General features: G+C 57.7%; 17 protein-coding genes. 6 read left to right on the forward strand and 11 right to left on the reverse strand.

The annotated features are described in order from the left end of the window. Positions 1 to 167 precede the first annotated feature (167 nt). Both GNF76_RS00610 and grxD read left to right on the forward strand, forming a co-directional pair. The gene (locus tag GNF76_RS00610) at positions 168 to 2,276 is read left to right on the forward strand and encodes a molybdopterin oxidoreductase family protein (protein WP_155581254.1); all 2,109 of its coding nucleotides are present in this window, start codon (positions 168 to 170) and stop codon (positions 2,274 to 2,276) included. A 99-nt stretch (positions 2,277 to 2,375) separates the two neighbouring features. Next, positions 2,376 to 2,714, forward strand: a complete 339-nt coding sequence (gene grxD, locus GNF76_RS00615; protein WP_155581255.1) for a Grx4 family monothiol glutaredoxin — start codon at positions 2,376 to 2,378, stop codon at positions 2,712 to 2,714. A 78-nt stretch (positions 2,715 to 2,792) separates the two neighbouring features. Here the strand turns inward: grxD and bfr are convergent, their stop codons facing one another. Continuing rightward, positions 2,793 to 3,263, reverse strand: a complete 471-nt coding sequence (gene bfr, locus GNF76_RS00620) for a bacterioferritin (protein ID WP_155581256.1) — start codon at positions 3,261 to 3,263, stop codon at positions 2,793 to 2,795. 200 nt (positions 3,264 to 3,463) lie between these two features. Further along, a complete protein-coding gene (locus tag GNF76_RS00625; protein ID WP_003208706.1) occupies positions 3,464 to 3,682 on the reverse strand; it encodes a bacterioferritin-associated ferredoxin in 219 nt (72 codons plus the stop codon). A 236-nt stretch (positions 3,683 to 3,918) separates the two neighbouring features. Between GNF76_RS00625 and GNF76_RS00630 the strand changes: the two genes are divergently transcribed. Beyond that, a complete protein-coding gene (locus tag GNF76_RS00630) occupies positions 3,919 to 4,521 on the forward strand; it encodes a peroxiredoxin (RefSeq protein ID WP_155581257.1) in 603 nt (200 codons plus the stop codon). A 65-nt stretch (positions 4,522 to 4,586) separates the two neighbouring features. Here GNF76_RS00630 and rnt read toward each other — a convergent pair whose 3' ends face one another. Continuing rightward, positions 4,587 to 5,261 carry a ribonuclease T gene (gene rnt, locus GNF76_RS00635; RefSeq protein WP_169356134.1) on the reverse strand — a complete coding sequence of 225 codons (675 nt, stop codon included), beginning with the start codon at positions 5,259 to 5,261 and terminating at the stop codon, positions 4,587 to 4,589. Continuing rightward, the gene (gene pyrC, locus GNF76_RS00640; protein WP_155581259.1) at positions 5,258 to 6,304 is read right to left on the reverse strand and encodes a dihydroorotase; all 1,047 of its coding nucleotides are present in this window, start codon (positions 6,302 to 6,304) and stop codon (positions 5,258 to 5,260) included. The genes rnt and pyrC overlap by 4 nt, the downstream gene beginning before the upstream one ends. Before the next feature lie 156 nt (positions 6,305 to 6,460). On the opposite strand from pyrC, the gene GNF76_RS00645 reads away from it, so the two are divergent. The 3 genes from GNF76_RS00645 (at position 6,461) to GNF76_RS00655 (ending at position 9,984) form a co-directional block, all read left to right on the forward strand. Next, the gene (locus tag GNF76_RS00645; RefSeq protein WP_178123116.1) at positions 6,461 to 7,369 is read left to right on the forward strand and encodes a flagellar protein MotY; all 909 of its coding nucleotides are present in this window, start codon (positions 6,461 to 6,463) and stop codon (positions 7,367 to 7,369) included. 129 nt (positions 7,370 to 7,498) lie between these two features. Further along, complete coding sequence (locus GNF76_RS00650) at positions 7,499 to 8,716, forward strand: argininosuccinate synthase (RefSeq protein ID WP_155581260.1); 1,218 nt, start codon at positions 7,499 to 7,501, stop codon at positions 8,714 to 8,716. Between the two features lie 635 nt (positions 8,717 to 9,351). Then, entirely contained in the window at positions 9,352 to 9,984 is a 633-nt protein-coding gene (locus GNF76_RS00655) for a response regulator transcription factor (protein WP_155581261.1), read from the forward strand. 79 nt (positions 9,985 to 10,063) lie between these two features. Here GNF76_RS00655 and GNF76_RS00660 read toward each other — a convergent pair whose 3' ends face one another. The 7 genes from GNF76_RS00660 to GNF76_RS00690 all read right to left on the reverse strand — a co-directional run bounded on the left by GNF76_RS00660 (position 10,064) and on the right by GNF76_RS00690 (position 14,857). Further along, entirely contained in the window at positions 10,064 to 10,249 is a 186-nt protein-coding gene (locus tag GNF76_RS00660) for a PA3496 family putative envelope integrity protein (protein WP_155581262.1), read from the reverse strand. A 107-nt stretch (positions 10,250 to 10,356) separates the two neighbouring features. After that, complete coding sequence (gene nth / locus GNF76_RS00665; RefSeq protein ID WP_155581263.1) at positions 10,357 to 10,995, reverse strand: endonuclease III; 639 nt, start codon at positions 10,993 to 10,995, stop codon at positions 10,357 to 10,359. A 25-nt stretch (positions 10,996 to 11,020) separates the two neighbouring features. After that, positions 11,021 to 11,527, reverse strand: coding sequence for an Rnf-Nqr domain containing protein (locus GNF76_RS00670; protein WP_155581264.1), 507 nt, complete (start codon positions 11,525 to 11,527; stop codon positions 11,021 to 11,023). Beyond that, positions 11,520 to 12,131, reverse strand: coding sequence for an RnfABCDGE type electron transport complex subunit G (locus GNF76_RS00675; protein ID WP_155581265.1), 612 nt, complete (start codon positions 12,129 to 12,131; stop codon positions 11,520 to 11,522). Before GNF76_RS00675 ends, GNF76_RS00670 begins: the two co-directional genes overlap by 8 nt. Then, positions 12,128 to 13,099, reverse strand: a complete 972-nt coding sequence (locus GNF76_RS00680; protein WP_155581266.1) for an RnfABCDGE type electron transport complex subunit D — start codon at positions 13,097 to 13,099, stop codon at positions 12,128 to 12,130. Before GNF76_RS00680 ends, GNF76_RS00675 begins: the two co-directional genes overlap by 4 nt. After that, positions 13,086 to 14,282, reverse strand: coding sequence for an electron transport complex subunit RsxB (rsxB, locus tag GNF76_RS00685; protein ID WP_155581267.1), 1,197 nt, complete (start codon positions 14,280 to 14,282; stop codon positions 13,086 to 13,088). The genes GNF76_RS00680 and rsxB overlap by 14 nt, the downstream gene beginning before the upstream one ends. Continuing rightward, positions 14,279 to 14,857, reverse strand: a complete 579-nt coding sequence (locus GNF76_RS00690) for an Rnf-Nqr domain containing protein (RefSeq protein WP_155581268.1) — start codon at positions 14,855 to 14,857, stop codon at positions 14,279 to 14,281. Before GNF76_RS00690 ends, rsxB begins: the two co-directional genes overlap by 4 nt. Positions 14,858 to 14,914: the final 57 nt, after the last annotated feature.

Raw genomic sequence — 14,914 nt, forward strand, 5'->3', positions numbered from 1 at the left:
AGGGCGGGTCTGCCGGTTCTGAAACATTTCCTAATGCTTCACCATGGCCGCACCTGATGGCGGCGGATTCACACGACGAACGTTGCTGGCGCCTGGGGCGGTGGCGGGCCATAGTTTTGCGCAAAGCGCTCACCCCGACGACGCTGCCCATAAGAAAGAGACTGGCCATGACCAAGACTCTCCATCACCGTGCCTGCCACCTGTGCGAGGCCATCTGCGGCCTGACGCTGGAAACCACCCAGGCCGAAGACGGCAGCCTGGCGATTACTTCGATCAAGGGCGACCCGCTGGACAGTTTCAGTCGCGGCCATATCTGCCCCAAGGCCGTGGCGCTGCAGGATATCCAGAATGATCCGGACCGCCTGCACCAGCCCATGTTGCGGGTGGGCAGCGAGTGGCAGCCCATCCCTTGGGATGACGCCTTTGCCCTGGTGGCGGAGCGGCTGGCGGGGATCCAGGCGCGTCATGGGCAGAACGCAGTGGCGGTGTACCAGGGCAATCCCAGTGTGCACAACTATGGCTTGATGACCCACAGCAACTACTTTCTTGGCCAGCTCAAGACGCGCAATCGCTTTTCCGCCACGTCGGTGGACCAACTGCCTCATCACCTCGCCAGTTACCTGATGTACGGCCACGGCTTGCTGCTGCCGATTCCGGACATCGACCATACCGATTTCATGCTGATCCTGGGCGGTAACCCGCTGGCGTCCAACGGCAGCATCATGACCGTGCCGGATGTGGAGAAGCGCCTGAAGGCCATCCAGGCCCGCGGCGGTAAAGTGGTGGTGGTCGATCCCCGGCGCAGTGAAACAGCCGCGATCGCCGATCAGCATCTGTTCGTGCGGCCAGGAGGTGATGCGGCGCTGTTGTTCGGGCTGCTTAATACCCTGTTTACCGAGAACCTGACCCGTGGCAGCCACCTGCCGGTAGATGGCCTGGATGAGGTGCGCCGCGCCGTTGCGGGGTTTACCGCCGAGGCCATGAGCCGTCAATGCGCGGTGCCTCCCGAACAGATCCGCCAATTGGCGCGGGATTTTGCTGCGGCCGACAAGGCGGTCTGTTATGGGCGGATGGGGGTTTCGACCCAGGCTTTCGGTACCTTGTGCCACTGGCTGGTGCAGTTGATCAACCTGGTCACCGGCAACCTGGATCGAGTGGGTGGTGCCTTATGCACCACACCTGCGGTCGATCTGGTGGCGGCCACTTCCGGCGGTCATTTCAACCGTTGGCAGAGTCGGGTTTCCGGGCGCCCTGAATACAGCGGCGAGTTGCCGGTGTCGGCGCTGGCCGAAGAAATGCTCACCGAAGGCGAAGGGCAAATCCGTGCCCTGGTGACGGTGGCGGGCAATCCAGTGCTGTCCACGCCCAATGGCCGGCAGTTGGAGCAAGCGCTGGACGGTCTGGAGTTCATGGTCAGCGTCGATCTGTATATCAATGAAACCACGCGTTATGCAGACCTGATCCTGCCGTCCACCTCGGCTTTGGAAAATGATCACTACGACACCACCTTCAACATGTTCGCGGTGCGCAATGTCACGCGGTTCAATCGCGCCATCCTGCCCAAGCCCGAAGGTGCACTGCATGACTGGGAGATCTTTGTCGGGTTGGCCCAGGCATTTGCGGCGAAGACCGGCAACGCGCTCAAGCCGACCATGCCGCCGGCGCAGATGATCGACTTCGGCATTCGGGCCGGAGCGTATGGCGATGCGTCCAGTCACAAGCTTTCAGTGGCCGCGCTGGCTGATCATCCCCACGGCCTGGACCTGGGACCGCTGCAAGCCAATCTGGCTGGGCGCTTGAAAACCGCCAATGGCCGCCTGCAGGCTGCGCCTGAGGTGATTCTGGCGGACCTGGTGCGATTCGCCGCGCAACCGCTGCCTGAGGCCGATGAGTTGTTGTTGATCGGGCGCCGGCACGTGCGTAGCAATAATTCCTGGATGCATAACTATCACCGCCTGGTGAAGGGCAAGCCCCGGCATCAGTTGTTGATGCACCCCGACGACTTGGCTCGACGCCAGTTGAATGATGGCCAGCGAGTGCGCGTCAGTTCGCGGATCGGCATGATTGAGGTGGAAGTAGTGGCCAGCCTGGACATGATGCCCGGCGTGGTCAGCCTGCCTCATGGTTGGGGTCATGGCCGCCCTGGAGTGCAGATGACGATTGCCAGCGGCCAGCCCGGGGCGAGTGCCAATGACCTGACGGATGAGCGGCAGGTGGATGAGTTATCGGGTAATGCGGCGTTGAATGGTGTACCGGTGCGGGTGGCAGCGGCTTGAGGCGTGTCTGTCGGGGAGTCCGAGCGTCATGCTGGGCTTTGCGTTACAATGCGCCACCGTGCCGACCCATGAGTCGGAAAGTTCCAGCCGAGGTGTTCCATGGATATCATCGAAACGATTAAAGAGCAGATTGCCAACAACACCATTCTGCTTTACATGAAGGGTGCGCCTAACGCCCCTCAGTGTGGCTTCTCTGCAAAGGCTTCCCAGGCAATCATGCAATGTGGCGAGAAATTCGCCTACGTGGATATCCTGCAGAACCCGGAAATCCGCGCCAACCTGCCGAAGTACGCCAACTGGCCCACCTTTCCGCAGTTGTGGGTTGCGGGTGAGTTGGTCGGCGGTAGCGACATCATCACCGAGATGGCGGCTGATGGTTCGTTGCAGGCACTGGTCAAAGATGCAGCGGCAAAAGCAGCTGCGAAGACCGAAGCCTGATTTGTTTTAGGCTGCGGTCATAAAAAGCCCCGCTTCTCCATAAGAGAGCGGGGCTTTTTAGTGGCCGAGAATTAAGGTTTATTCACCCATCTGCGATTGCAGATAGTTCTCGATCGTCACTTTATCGATCAGGCCTACTTGGGTTTCCAGCCAGTCGATATGTTCTTCCTGATCCTCAAGGATATCTTCCAGCAGCTCGCGGCTGCCGAAGTCGCCCTTGGTTTCGCAATGCGCGATGGCGGCCTTGAGGTCGGTGTGGCTTTTGCGTTCGAAGCCCAGGTCGCAGTTGATCATTTCCTGAGTGTGCTCGCCGATGTTCAACTTGCCCAGGTCCTGGACGTTCGGCAGGCCTTCAAGGAACAGGATGCGCTTGATCAGTTTGTCCGCGTCTTTCATGGCGTGGATGGATTCTTTGTACTCATGCTTGCCCAGCTTTTCCAGGCCCCAATCTTCATACATGCGCGCATGCAGGAAGTACTGATTGATCGCGACCAGTTCATTGGCAAGGATTTTGTTGAGTTGCTGGATGACTGTAATGTCGCCTTTCATGATTGGGGTCCTGCCCTGTATTCGCTGTATATAGGGCGGAGTTTGAGCCGGGCAATGACTACTGTCAAACCTAAGTTATTGAATAATATATGAAAATTAATCGGAATAAGAATGTTTGTGTTCCGCGTCTTGGCGCTAACTGATTGAATTCAAGGCATAAAAAAACCGGACATTAAGTCCGGTTCTTTAAAACACGCAAATTACGCGTGTGTAAATTCTGCTGAGTAGGGGATCGCAGCCTGGGCAGTTTGCAGCTGCGTCAGGGTTTCCCGCACCACTTGCTTGGCCAGGCAGGCGCATTTACCGCATTGGCTGGCAACGCCGGTGGTCTCACGTACTTCTTTGTAGCTGCAGCAGCCTTCGTAGATTGCTTCGCGGATTTGTCCGTCGGTGACGCCAGTGCAGAGGCAGACATACATAAGGGAGAACCATCGCGGGTTGAGGCTTAAGTGCGATGGATCTTAATGTTAACGAGAATGATTGTCAAAGTAGTTTCTCCGACCTTTGTGGTTACGCAGCCTCGCGCTGACGAACGGTTTTTTCGGTGTATGATGGTCGGTCTTCACGAAGCGTGACCGCGTCACAGGCCTGTCGTTTAGCCAAGGCACACTGAGGCCGGTCCTTTTACTTCAGCTACTACACCAGGAGATATCCAATGAGCGTACTCGTCGGCAAACAAGCCCCAGATTTCGACGTGCCAGCCGTCCTCGGCAATGGCGAAATCGTAGACAGCTTCAAACTGTCTGAAGCCATCAAAGGCAAATACGGCCTGGTGTTCTTCTACCCGCTGGACTTCACCTTCGTCTGCCCATCGGAGCTGATCGCTCTGGATCACCGCATGGAAGACTTCAAGGCGCGTAACGTTGAAGTGGTTGCCGTTTCCATCGACTCCCATTTCACCCACAACGCCTGGCGCAACACTGCCATCAACGATGGCGGCATCGGCAAAGTCAAATACACCATGGCTGCCGACATGAAGCACGACATCGCCAAGGCCTACGACGTTGAGTCCGAAGGCGGCGTGGCTTTCCGTGGCGCGTTCCTGATCGATGACAAGGGCGTTGTCCGCTCGCAGATCATCAACGACCTGCCGCTGGGCCGTAACATGGAAGAGCTGATCCGTCTGGTTGACGCGCTGCAATTCCACGAAGAGCACGGCGAAGTTTGCCCTGCCAACTGGAAAAAAGGCGACAAGGGCATGAACGCTTCGCCAGAAGGCGTGGCGGCTTACCTGACCGAGAACGCTGGCAAGCTGTAAGCCACGTTAGCGGCATAAAAAAACCGGCCTGTGAGGGCCGGTTTTTTTATGCGCGAGATTCAACTTCAGTCGTTGAAGTCTTCCCAGCCACCCATCTGTTTCCAGCGGTTGACGATGCCGCAGAACAGCTCGGCGGTTTTCTCGGTGTCGTAGCGGGCCGAGTGGGCTTCACGACCATCGAAGTCGATACCGGCGGCCTGGCAGGCTTTCGCCAGCACGGTCTGACCATAGGCCAAACCGGCCAGGGTGGCGGTGTCGAAGCTGGAGAACGGGTGAAACGGGTTACGCTTCATGTCCAGGCGCGCCACAGCAGCGTTGAGGAAGCCCAGGTCGAAACTGCTGTTATGCCCTACCAGGATCGCGCGTTTACAGCCATTGGCCTTCAAGGCCTTACGCACGCCACGGAAGATGTCGGTCATCGCGGCTTCTTCACTGACAGCCATGCGCAGCGGGTGATCGAGCTTGATCCCGGTGAATTCCAGGGCGGCAGCTTCGATGTTGGCACCTTCGAACGGTTCGACGCGGAAGAAGTGGGTGTGCTCCGGGAACACAAAACCCTGTTCATCCATGCCGATGGTCGTGGCAGCAATTTCCAGCAGGGCATCGGTGGCGCAGTTGAAGCCGCCGGTTTCTACGTCGATGACCACCGGCAGGTAGCCACGAAAGCGTTCAGCCATCGGGTGGCGTGAACCGCCACCGCCATGACCTTCGTGTTCGTCGTCGAAATGGTCTTCACTCACGGGTGTTCCTCCAGCAGGCGCCAGCGCAGTGTTTCACCGGCGCGCAGCGGGATGACGGTCAGCTCGCCAAATGGCAGGCTGGCAGGGGCGGTCCAGTCTTCACGGACCAGGGTAATGCGGTCGGTATTCGCCGGCAGGCCGTAGAAACGCGGGCCATTGAGGCTGGCGAAGCCTTCAAGCTTGTCCAGGGCATTGCGTTGTTCGAACGCTTCGGCGTACAGCTCGATCGCCGCATAGGCGGTGTAGCAGCCGGCACAACCACAGGCCGCTTCCTTGGCGTGCTGGGCGTGGGGCGCCGAGTCGGTGCCAAGGAAGAACTTCTCGCTGCCGCTGGTGGCGGCATCCAGCAGTGCTACCTGGTGGGTATTGCGCTTGAGGATCGGCAAGCAATAGAAGTGCGGCCGAATCCCGCCCACCAGCATGTGGTTGCGGTTGTACAGTAGGTGATGAGCGGTGATGGTCGCGCCGACATTGGCCGAAGCCTCAGTGACGAACTGCACGGCATCAGCGGTGGTGATGTGTTCGAACACCACCTTGAGGGTCGGGAACAGCTCCACGACGCGACGCATGTGTTCGTCGATGAAGATTTTCTCGCGATCAAATACGTCGACATCGCCACGGGTGACTTCGCCGTGGATCAGCAACGGCATGCCGACTTCTGCCATGGCTTCTATAGCCGGCAGGATCTTGTCGATGCTGGTCACGCCAGAGTCGGAGTTGGTGGTTGCGCCAGCAGGGTACAGTTTCGCGGCGTGGACGAAACCGCTGGCCTTGGCCTCACGAATTTCTTCGGGCTGGGTACGGTCGGTCAGGTAAAGCACCATCAACGGTTCGAAGCGGCTGCCGGCCGGTCGTGCAGCAAGAATGCGCTGGCGATAGGCGTCGGCTTCCACGGCATTACGCACCGGAGGTACCAGGTTAGGCATGATGATGGCGCGGCCAAACGTGCGCGCTACATCGGCCACGGTTTGGGGTAACGCAGCACCATCGCGAAGATGAATATGCCAGTCGTCGGGACGCAGCAGGGTCAGGCGGTCGGACATTGGGGATTCCAGGCGGGTCAATCTGGTGGGAATGCTACCGGAAAAGACTCTTGCAGGCACTCGCTATCAAGTTTTGCGGGAGGCGACCGATATCCCTGGGTATGCCTTAACGACGTATGACGCCTTGATGTGTTGTAGAAACCAGTGGAGCCTCCCGTGCGCCAGCATTATCTAGCCCTGCTCAGTGTGTTCGCCAGCCTGCCCGCGATGGCCCTCACGTTCCAGACACGACTGGAGAATATTGAGTGGAAGGTGGAGGGTGATAAGTTCGAGTGCCGTTTGAGTCAACCGATCACCGATTTTGGTTCGGGCGAGTTCGTGCGCCGTGCCGGTGAGCTGGCGACATTTCGCCTGAAAGCCTACAGCGGCTCGCTGGGCGCCGGTTCTGCGACGCTGTTGGCCGCGGCCGCGCCGTGGCAGCCGGGGCGTGGTGACATCAATCTGGGGGCGGTGCGCGTTGGCAGTGGCGATGTGCTGTTCAACAGTTCCCAGGCCCAGGCCGGGCGTTTGTTCACCGGCCTGCTCGAGGGGCGTAGCCCAACGGTGCGCCACTACGCCCGTGACGGCGGTTACTCCGAGATACGCCTGCTGCCGGTGAAGTTCAACAAGGCCTACAGCGACTATCAACTGTGTACCGCGAAGCTTCTGCCGATGAATTTCGAGCAGGTCAAACAAGCGGAAGTAGGCTTTCCTGGCGGCGGAATCGAACTGGATGCCGCAGCCAAGAAGAAGCTGTCGGTCATGCTGGAATTCATCAAAGCCGACCCGACAGTCAACCATATCGAGTTGGACGGTCACTCGGACAACAGCGGTAATCGGCTGACCAACCGCGACTTGTCTCGTCGTCGCGGCCTGGCAGTGATGGACTATCTGAAGGCTAATGGCATTCCGGAATCCCAGATTACCTTACGTTTTCATGGCGAACGCTACCCACTGGTGCCTAATACCAATCCAGCTAACCGGGCCAAGAACCGGCGGGTCAATATTCATCTGGAACGGGTGGCAACCCCTGAGAAACCGGCACCCCAGGCCACTGCTCCGGGCAATGCCGCAACCACGTCGTAAGGTGCGGCAATTCGTCGCCCACTCGACATAATCTGTCGCTTTATCTTCATTTGCTGTCGCGCCTCTGTAATTTCACGGTTTTGGTCGGTAGAATCGACGCCTTTCCGTACAACCCCGTGGAGTGATGGCATGGCCGACGTAAACAAGGTCGTTCTCGCGTATTCCGGCGGCCTGGACACTTCGGTGATCCTCAAGTGGCTGCAGGATACTTATAACTGTGAAGTGGTGACCTTCACCGCTGACCTGGGTCAGGGCGAAGAGGTCGAACCTGCACGTGCCAAGGCGCAAGCCATGGGCGTGAAAGAGATCTACATTGACGACCTGCGCGAAGAGTTCGTCCGCGATTTCGTTTTCCCGATGTTTCGCGCCAACACTGTCTACGAAGGCGAGTACCTGCTGGGTACCTCCATCGCACGTCCGCTGATCGCCAAGCGCTTGATCGAAATCGCCAACGAAACCGGCGCTGACGCCATTTCCCATGGCGCCACCGGCAAAGGCAACGATCAGGTCCGCTTTGAACTGGGCGCGTACGCCTTGAAGCCGGGCGTGAAAGTGATTGCTCCTTGGCGTGAGTGGGACTTGCTGTCCCGTGAAAAGCTGATGGACTACGCTGAAAAGCACAATATCCCGATCGAGCGCCACGGCAAGAAGAAGTCCCCGTACTCGATGGACGCCAACCTGCTGCACATCTCCTATGAAGGCGGCGTGCTGGAAGACACTTGGACCGAGCACGAAGAAGACATGTGGAAATGGACCGTCTCCCCGGAGAACGCTCCTGACAAGGCCCAGTACCTGGAACTGACCTACCGCAATGGCGACATCGTAGCGCTGGACGGCGTCGAAATGACCCCGGCCACCGTATTGGCGACCTTGAACCGTATCGGTGGCGAGCACGGTATCGGCCGTCTGGACATCGTCGAGAACCGCTACGTGGGCATGAAGTCCCGTGGCTGCTACGAAACCCCGGGTGGCACCATCATGCTGCGCGCTCACCGTGCCATTGAGTCCATCACCCTGGACCGTGAAGTGGCTCACCTCAAAGACGAGTTGATGCCCAAGTACGCCAGCCTGATCTACACCGGCTACTGGTGGAGCCCTGAGCGCCTGATGCTGCAACAGATGATCGATGCGTCCCAGGTTCACGTGAACGGCGTGGTGCGCTTGAAGCTCTATAAAGGCAACGTGATTGTCACCGGGCGCAAGTCCGATGAGTCGCTGTTCGATGCCAATATCGCCACCTTTGAAGAAGATGGCGGCGCCTACAATCAAGCGGATGCTGCCGGTTTCATCAAACTCAACGCATTGCGTATGCGTATTGCGGCCAACAAAGGTCGCAAGTTGTTCTGAGTGATTTAAGCTGCGATGAAAAAATGCCCCTTGCTTAAGGGGCATTTTTTTTGAGCTCTGTTTATGCTTTAAACATATGGCGGCGTTGTGTCGCTCGATAAGTTTAATATTCGTTTAGTTTGTCGCGGAATGATATGTCGGTCAGCCCAAGAGGGTGATCTTAGTCATTACGACATCTCATGATGTAGTTTTCATTCAGAGTGTGGGGAATTTTATTACGGAAAATTCACTCAATTAGTAGCCGCCAAGGTAGTGTTTGTTGAATGTTCTGTCAGAAAATTACTATGTAATGAAATATGCTGGTTGGAACTTTTTAGCGTGTGAGTTTGTTGCGTGTGCGTCGGAGTGTTGCTGGTAAACAAGGGGCATTTCCTGAAGTCGGTGTGCGGGACGTTTACCTTTGGCCATTGCTCTGAGGACTTTTCACTCAAGATATGTTCATCCTCGGAAACTTCTGAAAGTTCAAACAAAACTCGATACATCTGTTGTGGCGTCTTTTTGTAGGTCAAATCCTATCTCTTTGTGGGGGGTGTCTCTGCTTACTGTTGCTTGGGGGGGAGTGCTATGCCAAGGAGGAAACGACTAGGCTATTGTGCTTGCTCTAAATAATTCGAACAGCGAAATTGGACTTGCCCATGAATAAAGTGCTGATCGTGGATGATCATCCCGTCATTCGTCTTGCTGTGCGTATGCTAATGGAGCGTCATGGTTATGAGGTCGTTGCCGAGACTGATAACGGTGTCGATGCGTTGCAACTTGCACGGGAGCATATGCCGGATATTGTCATACTGGATATTGGAATACCCAAACTCGACGGTCTGGAAGTTATATGTCGACTGTCGTCTACCAAACAGGCACACCCCTTCAAGGTGCTGGTGCTGACGTCCCAGGCTCCCGGTCATTTTTCCATGCGGTGCATGCAGGCAGGGGCTGCTGGCTATGTGTGCAAGCAGCAGGACCTGACGGAGCTGTTGAGCGCTATAAAAGCGGTGCTTTGCGGCTACAGCTACTTCCCTAACCAGGCACTGAACTCGGTGCGCTCCACCTTGGGGAACGCCAGTGAAGCCGATATGGTCGAGCGTCTTTCAGGTCGAGAGATGATGGTGCTGCAACAGCTGGCCCGAGGGAAGACCAACAAGGAGATCGCCGATGGCATGTTCCTGAGCAACAAAACCGTGAGCACCTACAAGACGCGCCTGCTGCTCAAGCTCAATGCGCGTTCCCTGGTAGACCTGATCGAACTGGCTCAACGCAACGGCTTGGTATAGGGAAGGCCGCCCGTTCAGGACGTATACACAGAAAAGCCTCCGTAAGGGAGGCTTCTGATCACTACCAGTGTCGGTTTGATTAGAGATCGAAATCGTAATCGGCCAACTGTTTTTGCAAGCGTCGCTCTTCCAGAAGATTGTCGATGGTGCGGCGTTTGCTCAAATTGGTCTTGGCCACCTCTGCAGGTGCCTCCGCGGCATCATCATCGGACTCAGCGCCAACAAGCTCGTCTTCTACATCCAATTGTTCTTTGCCAGTGCTCATAAGGTTAACTCCAGGCTAAGACTGCCGTTGGCGCTCCTTATAACGATTATCGTGTTGCGGGTAAAAAAGATTTTTTCAATCGACTGATCAAAAAAAGCAATGGTTGCTCAATCGTCGCAAGTCTTGTCCTTGTATTCACACAGGTCTTCGATACGGCAACTGCCGCAGCGGGGCTTGCGGGCCTGGCAGACATAGCGTCCGTGAAGGATCAGCCAATGATGTGAATCAAGCAGATAGGGCTTGGGCACAAACTTCATCAGTTGTTTTTCAACCTCCACCACATTTTTCCCGCGAGCAATGCCGGTTCGGTTGCTGACCCGGAAAATGTGCGTGTCCACGGCCATGGTCAACTGACGGAACGCGGTATTGAGTACAACGTTGGCGGTTTTTCGACCGACACCTGGAAGCGCTTCGAGCTCTTCTCGTGTTTGCGGAACCTCGCCAGCATGACGCTCCACCAGCAACCGACAGGTCTCAATGACGTTTTTTGCCTTGCTGTTGTACAAGCCAATGGTCTTGATGTACTCGGACAACCCTTCAACCCCGAGGGCGTGAATGGCCGCTGGCGTGTTGGCGACCGGATACAGCTTGGCGGTAGCTTTGTTGACGCCGACGTCTGTTGACTGGGCCGAGAGAATCACGGCGATCAGCAACTCGAACGACGAGGAGTAGGCCAGTTCGGTTTTCGGTTCCGGATTGTCTTCGTGAAGCCGACGGAAAATTTCCAGGCGTTTTGCGGCATTCATGGGGCGAGCGGTTCCTTGCAGACAGTCAGTGTGGTTTTGAAAAGTGCACCCAGGCTTGTCGGCCGGCGAGCAGTAACCCAAGCAGGATAAACCCGCCTGGCGCGAGTGCGGCGATGGTGCCGCTACCGAGCAATCCGCGCACTGAGCCAAGCGTAATCAGCAGTAGGCCAAACAGGCCGAACAGTTGCAATCGCGTTTTGCCCTGGCCTGCGTCGAATCCGCCTGAATATTCCAGCAGCACGCATTGGACACTGATCAGTGCGAGGTAAATACCCAGTTGTTGATACAGAGGCAGTGCAAAGGCCTGCAAGATCAGTTGTACGCAACTGACCAGCGTGGCGGCGAGGAGCAGGCTGGCGATCAGCCGCATACGCTCACCCAGAAGGTTTCGCACGCAGCCCATACCCACGCCATACAGCGTCACGATTAACACCGAAAGCGCCCAGAAGCTCAGTGCCTTGGGCAGCGTGTCACTGACGCCAATCAGTGGTGCAAGCATCAATGAGCCAGTGAGACCAGGCGATTTAGTCATGGGCAGGTTGCTCCAACATCGACTGCCGGTGCTCATCAAAATAGCGCAAGGCGTCATGCACCGCGTTGATTACCGCCCTGGAGGTAATGGTAGCGCCCGCCATTTGATCGAATTGCCCGTGGTCCTTTTTCAATGCCCAGCCTGAATCCGCTGGATCGTTGCGGGACCGAGCCTTGAAGGCTGCCAGCCAAGGGTTATTGTCCTCGGCGATGTGCCCACCCAGGCTCGGGGTTTCTGACTGCTTCAGGGTTTTTACCCCCAGCAATTTTCCATGGATGGAAATGGCAATCAGCAACTCGATGGGGCCGCTGTAGCCACTGACCTGCGAGCGCAGCAGAACTGCATTGGGCTGGCTCGACAGGGTCGCGAGATAACCGCCCAGCAATTGACTGTTTGCCAATACCTGCGGGTTTATCACCAGCGGATGTTCCAGTGGATGGTTGTCGTAACTGCCACCGGGAAGGATGTCCAGCAGGGCACGGCGCTGTTGGTCTTGTCGTTCCTGGGTGACGCGGCTGGCGGTCAGTTGTTGGACGGCGATGGTCAGGCCAATCCCGGCGGCGGCGATCAGCAACACCATCAGCAGGCTTCGGGTGCCTTTCATGAGGTCACCGCAGGCTGTTTTGGCGCCGCCAGGCGTTCCAGTGCAGGCACCGCCAGGTTCATCAGCAATACTGCAAACGCTACCCCGTCGGGGTAACCGCCCCACGTACGGATCAGGTAAGTCAGCAAGCCCGCCCCAGCGCCAAACATCAGACGCGCCCGTGGGCTTTTAGGGCCGGACACTGGTTCAGTAACAATAAAAAATGCCCCGAGCATGCTGGCGCCGGTGAGCAGATGGAACAGTGGCGAGCCATGGGAGTCCGACCCCGAGCCGTTCCAGCACAACCAGCTGATGATGAACAAACTGCCGAGCATGCCCACCGGTGCATGCCAACTGAACACCCGTTGCTGCAACAGAAACAGGCCTCCGGCGAGAAACGCTAGGTTGACCCATTCACTGCCTCTGCCTGCGACGTAACCGAAACTTGGATTCCCGGCAAACAGTTCGTCGATCGTCAGGCTCTTATTGATACGCAACGTATCCAGGGCAGTGGCCTGCACCCAGGCGTCCGGAGCGTTACCGTGCAGGCCGAAAACCTGTTGCAGGCCCGCCAGCAGGTCCATGCCGTGGGATGCGGGCCAGTGAGTCATGGGTTGTGGGAAGGCCACCAGCATCAATGCATAACCGAGCATGGCCGGGTTGAACGGGTTCTGGTTGCCGCCATACAGGTGTTTGCCCAACAGCAATGCGCTGGCCACTGCCGCCACACACAACCACCAGGGGCAATAAGGTGGCAGCGCCAGCGCCAGCAGCGTCGCGCTGACCAAGCCGCTGAGGTCGTTGGCAGAGCGTTGGCGCAACCGCTGCACACCTGCTTCCAGCACCAGTGCGCAAGTGCCGGCCAACAGCAGGTTGATCAACACACCCCAGCCGTACAGCCAGAACATGGCCAATAAGCCTGGCACTGTCGCCAGCAGCACACGTTTCATCGCCTGCTGCTGGCGCTCGACGGTTTCACCCGCTGACATGGCTATTCACCGAGCACAGGGCATCGTCGAGACGGCGCTGGGCATCGGCCAACTCGGTCTCGCTGGCGCCAGGTTGACGTTGAAGTTTGCTCAAGTCGGCACGGGCATAGGCCAGGGTGGTTTTCAGTTGGCGTAGTTGACTATCGATTGGCCGCTTTTCCACCCGTTGCAAGACGGGGCGGGGCTGGTTGGACGCGGCTTCAGCGTCATGCAAGGCTTGTTCGGCTGCGGCCAGTGCTGCACTTAATGCCGCCAGTTGTTGCGGGTCGGCGTTTTGGTTTTGGGCTTTTTGCAATTCGGCACGACGCATCGCCAGTTGTATTTTTGCCCGTTTCAGCTCTGGATCCTTGTTTGGAGCTGGCGGCGGTGTGCTGTTTACGTCAAGCGCCGCGAGTGCTTGTTCAGCGGCTTCGAATTGCCGCTGCAGGATGACCAACTGCGACTGCTGTTCAAAGGTAGGTGGATGGCCGAACGCTTGCAGGGATTTGTGTAGCTGGGCACGGCTCATGGCCAGGTTTATTTTGGCCTTCTTCACAGCAACGTCCATGTCAGCGGCTTTTTGCGCGCGAACCCGCTCAATGGCGGCCTGGACCGGGTCGACTGTCACCGCCTCAACAACCGCTGGGCGTTTGACGCGGGACAGGCGTTCGGCGAGCTTCTGTTCTTCCTCCCGTTGCAGCCGCGCGTTGCGCTGTTCAAAGCGCCGCCGGGCACGGTCGCGCTTGATGCTGCGTGCCTGGCGCTCGTGATCGTTGGACGCAAGGCCACCCACAATCGGCAGCACCTTGGCCAGCGGGTGCATTTCGATGCAGTCAACGGGGCAGGGCGCGACACACAGGTCACAACCCGTGCACTCGTCGATAATCACCGTGTGCATCAGCTTGGCCGCACCGACGATCGCGTCCACCGGGCAGGCCTGGATGCATTTGGTGCAGCCAATGCATTCCGCCTCGCGGATAAAGGCGATCTGCGCCGGGGCGTCTCCCCGGGAAGTGTCCAGGTCCACTATGGGGACGTTCAACAGCTGCGCCAGTCCGGCGATGGTTTCCCGCCCGCCCGGAGGGCATTTGTTGATGGCTTCGCCTTGGGCGATGCCTTCGGCGTAAGGCTTGCAGCCAGGATGCCCGCATTTGCCACATTGGGTCTGTGGCAGCAGCGCGTCGATACGTTGAATCAGGCTCATGGTTTGATCATTGCGTTGAAACCCAGAAAAGCCACGGCCATCAGCCCGGCGCTGATCAGCGCTACGGGCAGGCCTCGAAAAGGAAGCGGGATATCGTTATCGGCAATGCGTTGGCGCAGGTCGCTGAACAGGCTCAGCACCAGCCAGAAACCCAGGCCAGCGCCCAGACTCAGGGCTGCCATGTGTGCCAACCCTTTATCGTCCTGTGTGCCTAGTAACACCCCGGCCAACACCCCGGCGTTACCCAGGAGCAACGGCCGCAGGCCATCGAATGACAGTTTGGGCAGATGGCGGGACAGCACGCTGAGCAGTGGTTGAATCAACAGGATAGCCACCGGAAGAAACACGAATAACCGCAGGGGTGTCAGCGCCAGTGGTTGCAACAGATAGTGGTCAAGCAGATAACTCAAGACAGCGCTCAGCACCATCAGCAAGGTGGTGGCAATGCCCAAGGCATGCACTTGTCTGCGTGGATGAGCGGGGGATGCCAGCACCGGGTCGATAGCCAACGGCATCTGCAACACGAAGTTGCTGATCAGGGCCGTGCTGACGAGGGTGAGCAGTATATCGGTCATGGGCATGCCGGGTTAAGCAAACAGAATCCGATTATCCGGCAAGCGAGGAGGGGGCAC

The sequence above is a fragment of the Pseudomonas spelaei genome, assembly GCF_009724245.1.
GTDB lineage: Bacteria > Pseudomonadota > Gammaproteobacteria > Pseudomonadales > Pseudomonadaceae > Aquipseudomonas > Aquipseudomonas spelaei.

What these genes read in the sequence shown, in the direction of transcription:
- GNF76_RS00610 (WP_155581254.1), top strand. Translation starts at nt 168, where the DNA reads ATGACCAAGACTCTCCATCACCGTGCCTGCCACCTGTGCGAGGCCATC.
- grxD (WP_155581255.1), top strand. Translation starts at nt 2,376, where the DNA reads ATGGATATCATCGAAACGATTAAAGAGCAGATTGCCAACAACACCATT.
- bfr (WP_155581256.1), bottom strand. Translation starts at nt 3,263, where the DNA reads ATGAAAGGCGACATTACAGTCATCCAGCAACTCAACAAAATCCTTGCC.
- GNF76_RS00625 (WP_003208706.1), bottom strand. Translation starts at nt 3,682, where the DNA reads ATGTATGTCTGCCTCTGCACTGGCGTCACCGACGGACAAATCCGCGAA.
- GNF76_RS00630 (WP_155581257.1), top strand. Translation starts at nt 3,919, where the DNA reads ATGAGCGTACTCGTCGGCAAACAAGCCCCAGATTTCGACGTGCCAGCC.
- pyrC (WP_155581259.1), bottom strand. Translation starts at nt 6,304, where the DNA reads ATGTCCGACCGCCTGACCCTGCTGCGTCCCGACGACTGGCATATTCAT.
- GNF76_RS00650 (WP_155581260.1), top strand. Translation starts at nt 7,499, where the DNA reads ATGGCCGACGTAAACAAGGTCGTTCTCGCGTATTCCGGCGGCCTGGAC.
- GNF76_RS00655 (WP_155581261.1), top strand. Translation starts at nt 9,352, where the DNA reads ATGAATAAAGTGCTGATCGTGGATGATCATCCCGTCATTCGTCTTGCT.
- GNF76_RS00660 (WP_155581262.1), bottom strand. Translation starts at nt 10,249, where the DNA reads ATGAGCACTGGCAAAGAACAATTGGATGTAGAAGACGAGCTTGTTGGC.
- nth (WP_155581263.1), bottom strand. Translation starts at nt 10,995, where the DNA reads ATGAATGCCGCAAAACGCCTGGAAATTTTCCGTCGGCTTCACGAAGAC.
- GNF76_RS00670 (WP_155581264.1), bottom strand. Translation starts at nt 11,527, where the DNA reads ATGACTAAATCGCCTGGTCTCACTGGCTCATTGATGCTTGCACCACTG.
- GNF76_RS00675 (WP_155581265.1), bottom strand. Translation starts at nt 12,131, where the DNA reads ATGAAAGGCACCCGAAGCCTGCTGATGGTGTTGCTGATCGCCGCCGCC.
- GNF76_RS00680 (WP_155581266.1), bottom strand. Translation starts at nt 13,099, where the DNA reads ATGTCAGCGGGTGAAACCGTCGAGCGCCAGCAGCAGGCGATGAAACGT.
- rsxB (WP_155581267.1), bottom strand. Translation starts at nt 14,282, where the DNA reads ATGAGCCTGATTCAACGTATCGACGCGCTGCTGCCACAGACCCAATGT.
- GNF76_RS00690 (WP_155581268.1), bottom strand. Translation starts at nt 14,857, where the DNA reads ATGACCGATATACTGCTCACCCTCGTCAGCACGGCCCTGATCAGCAAC.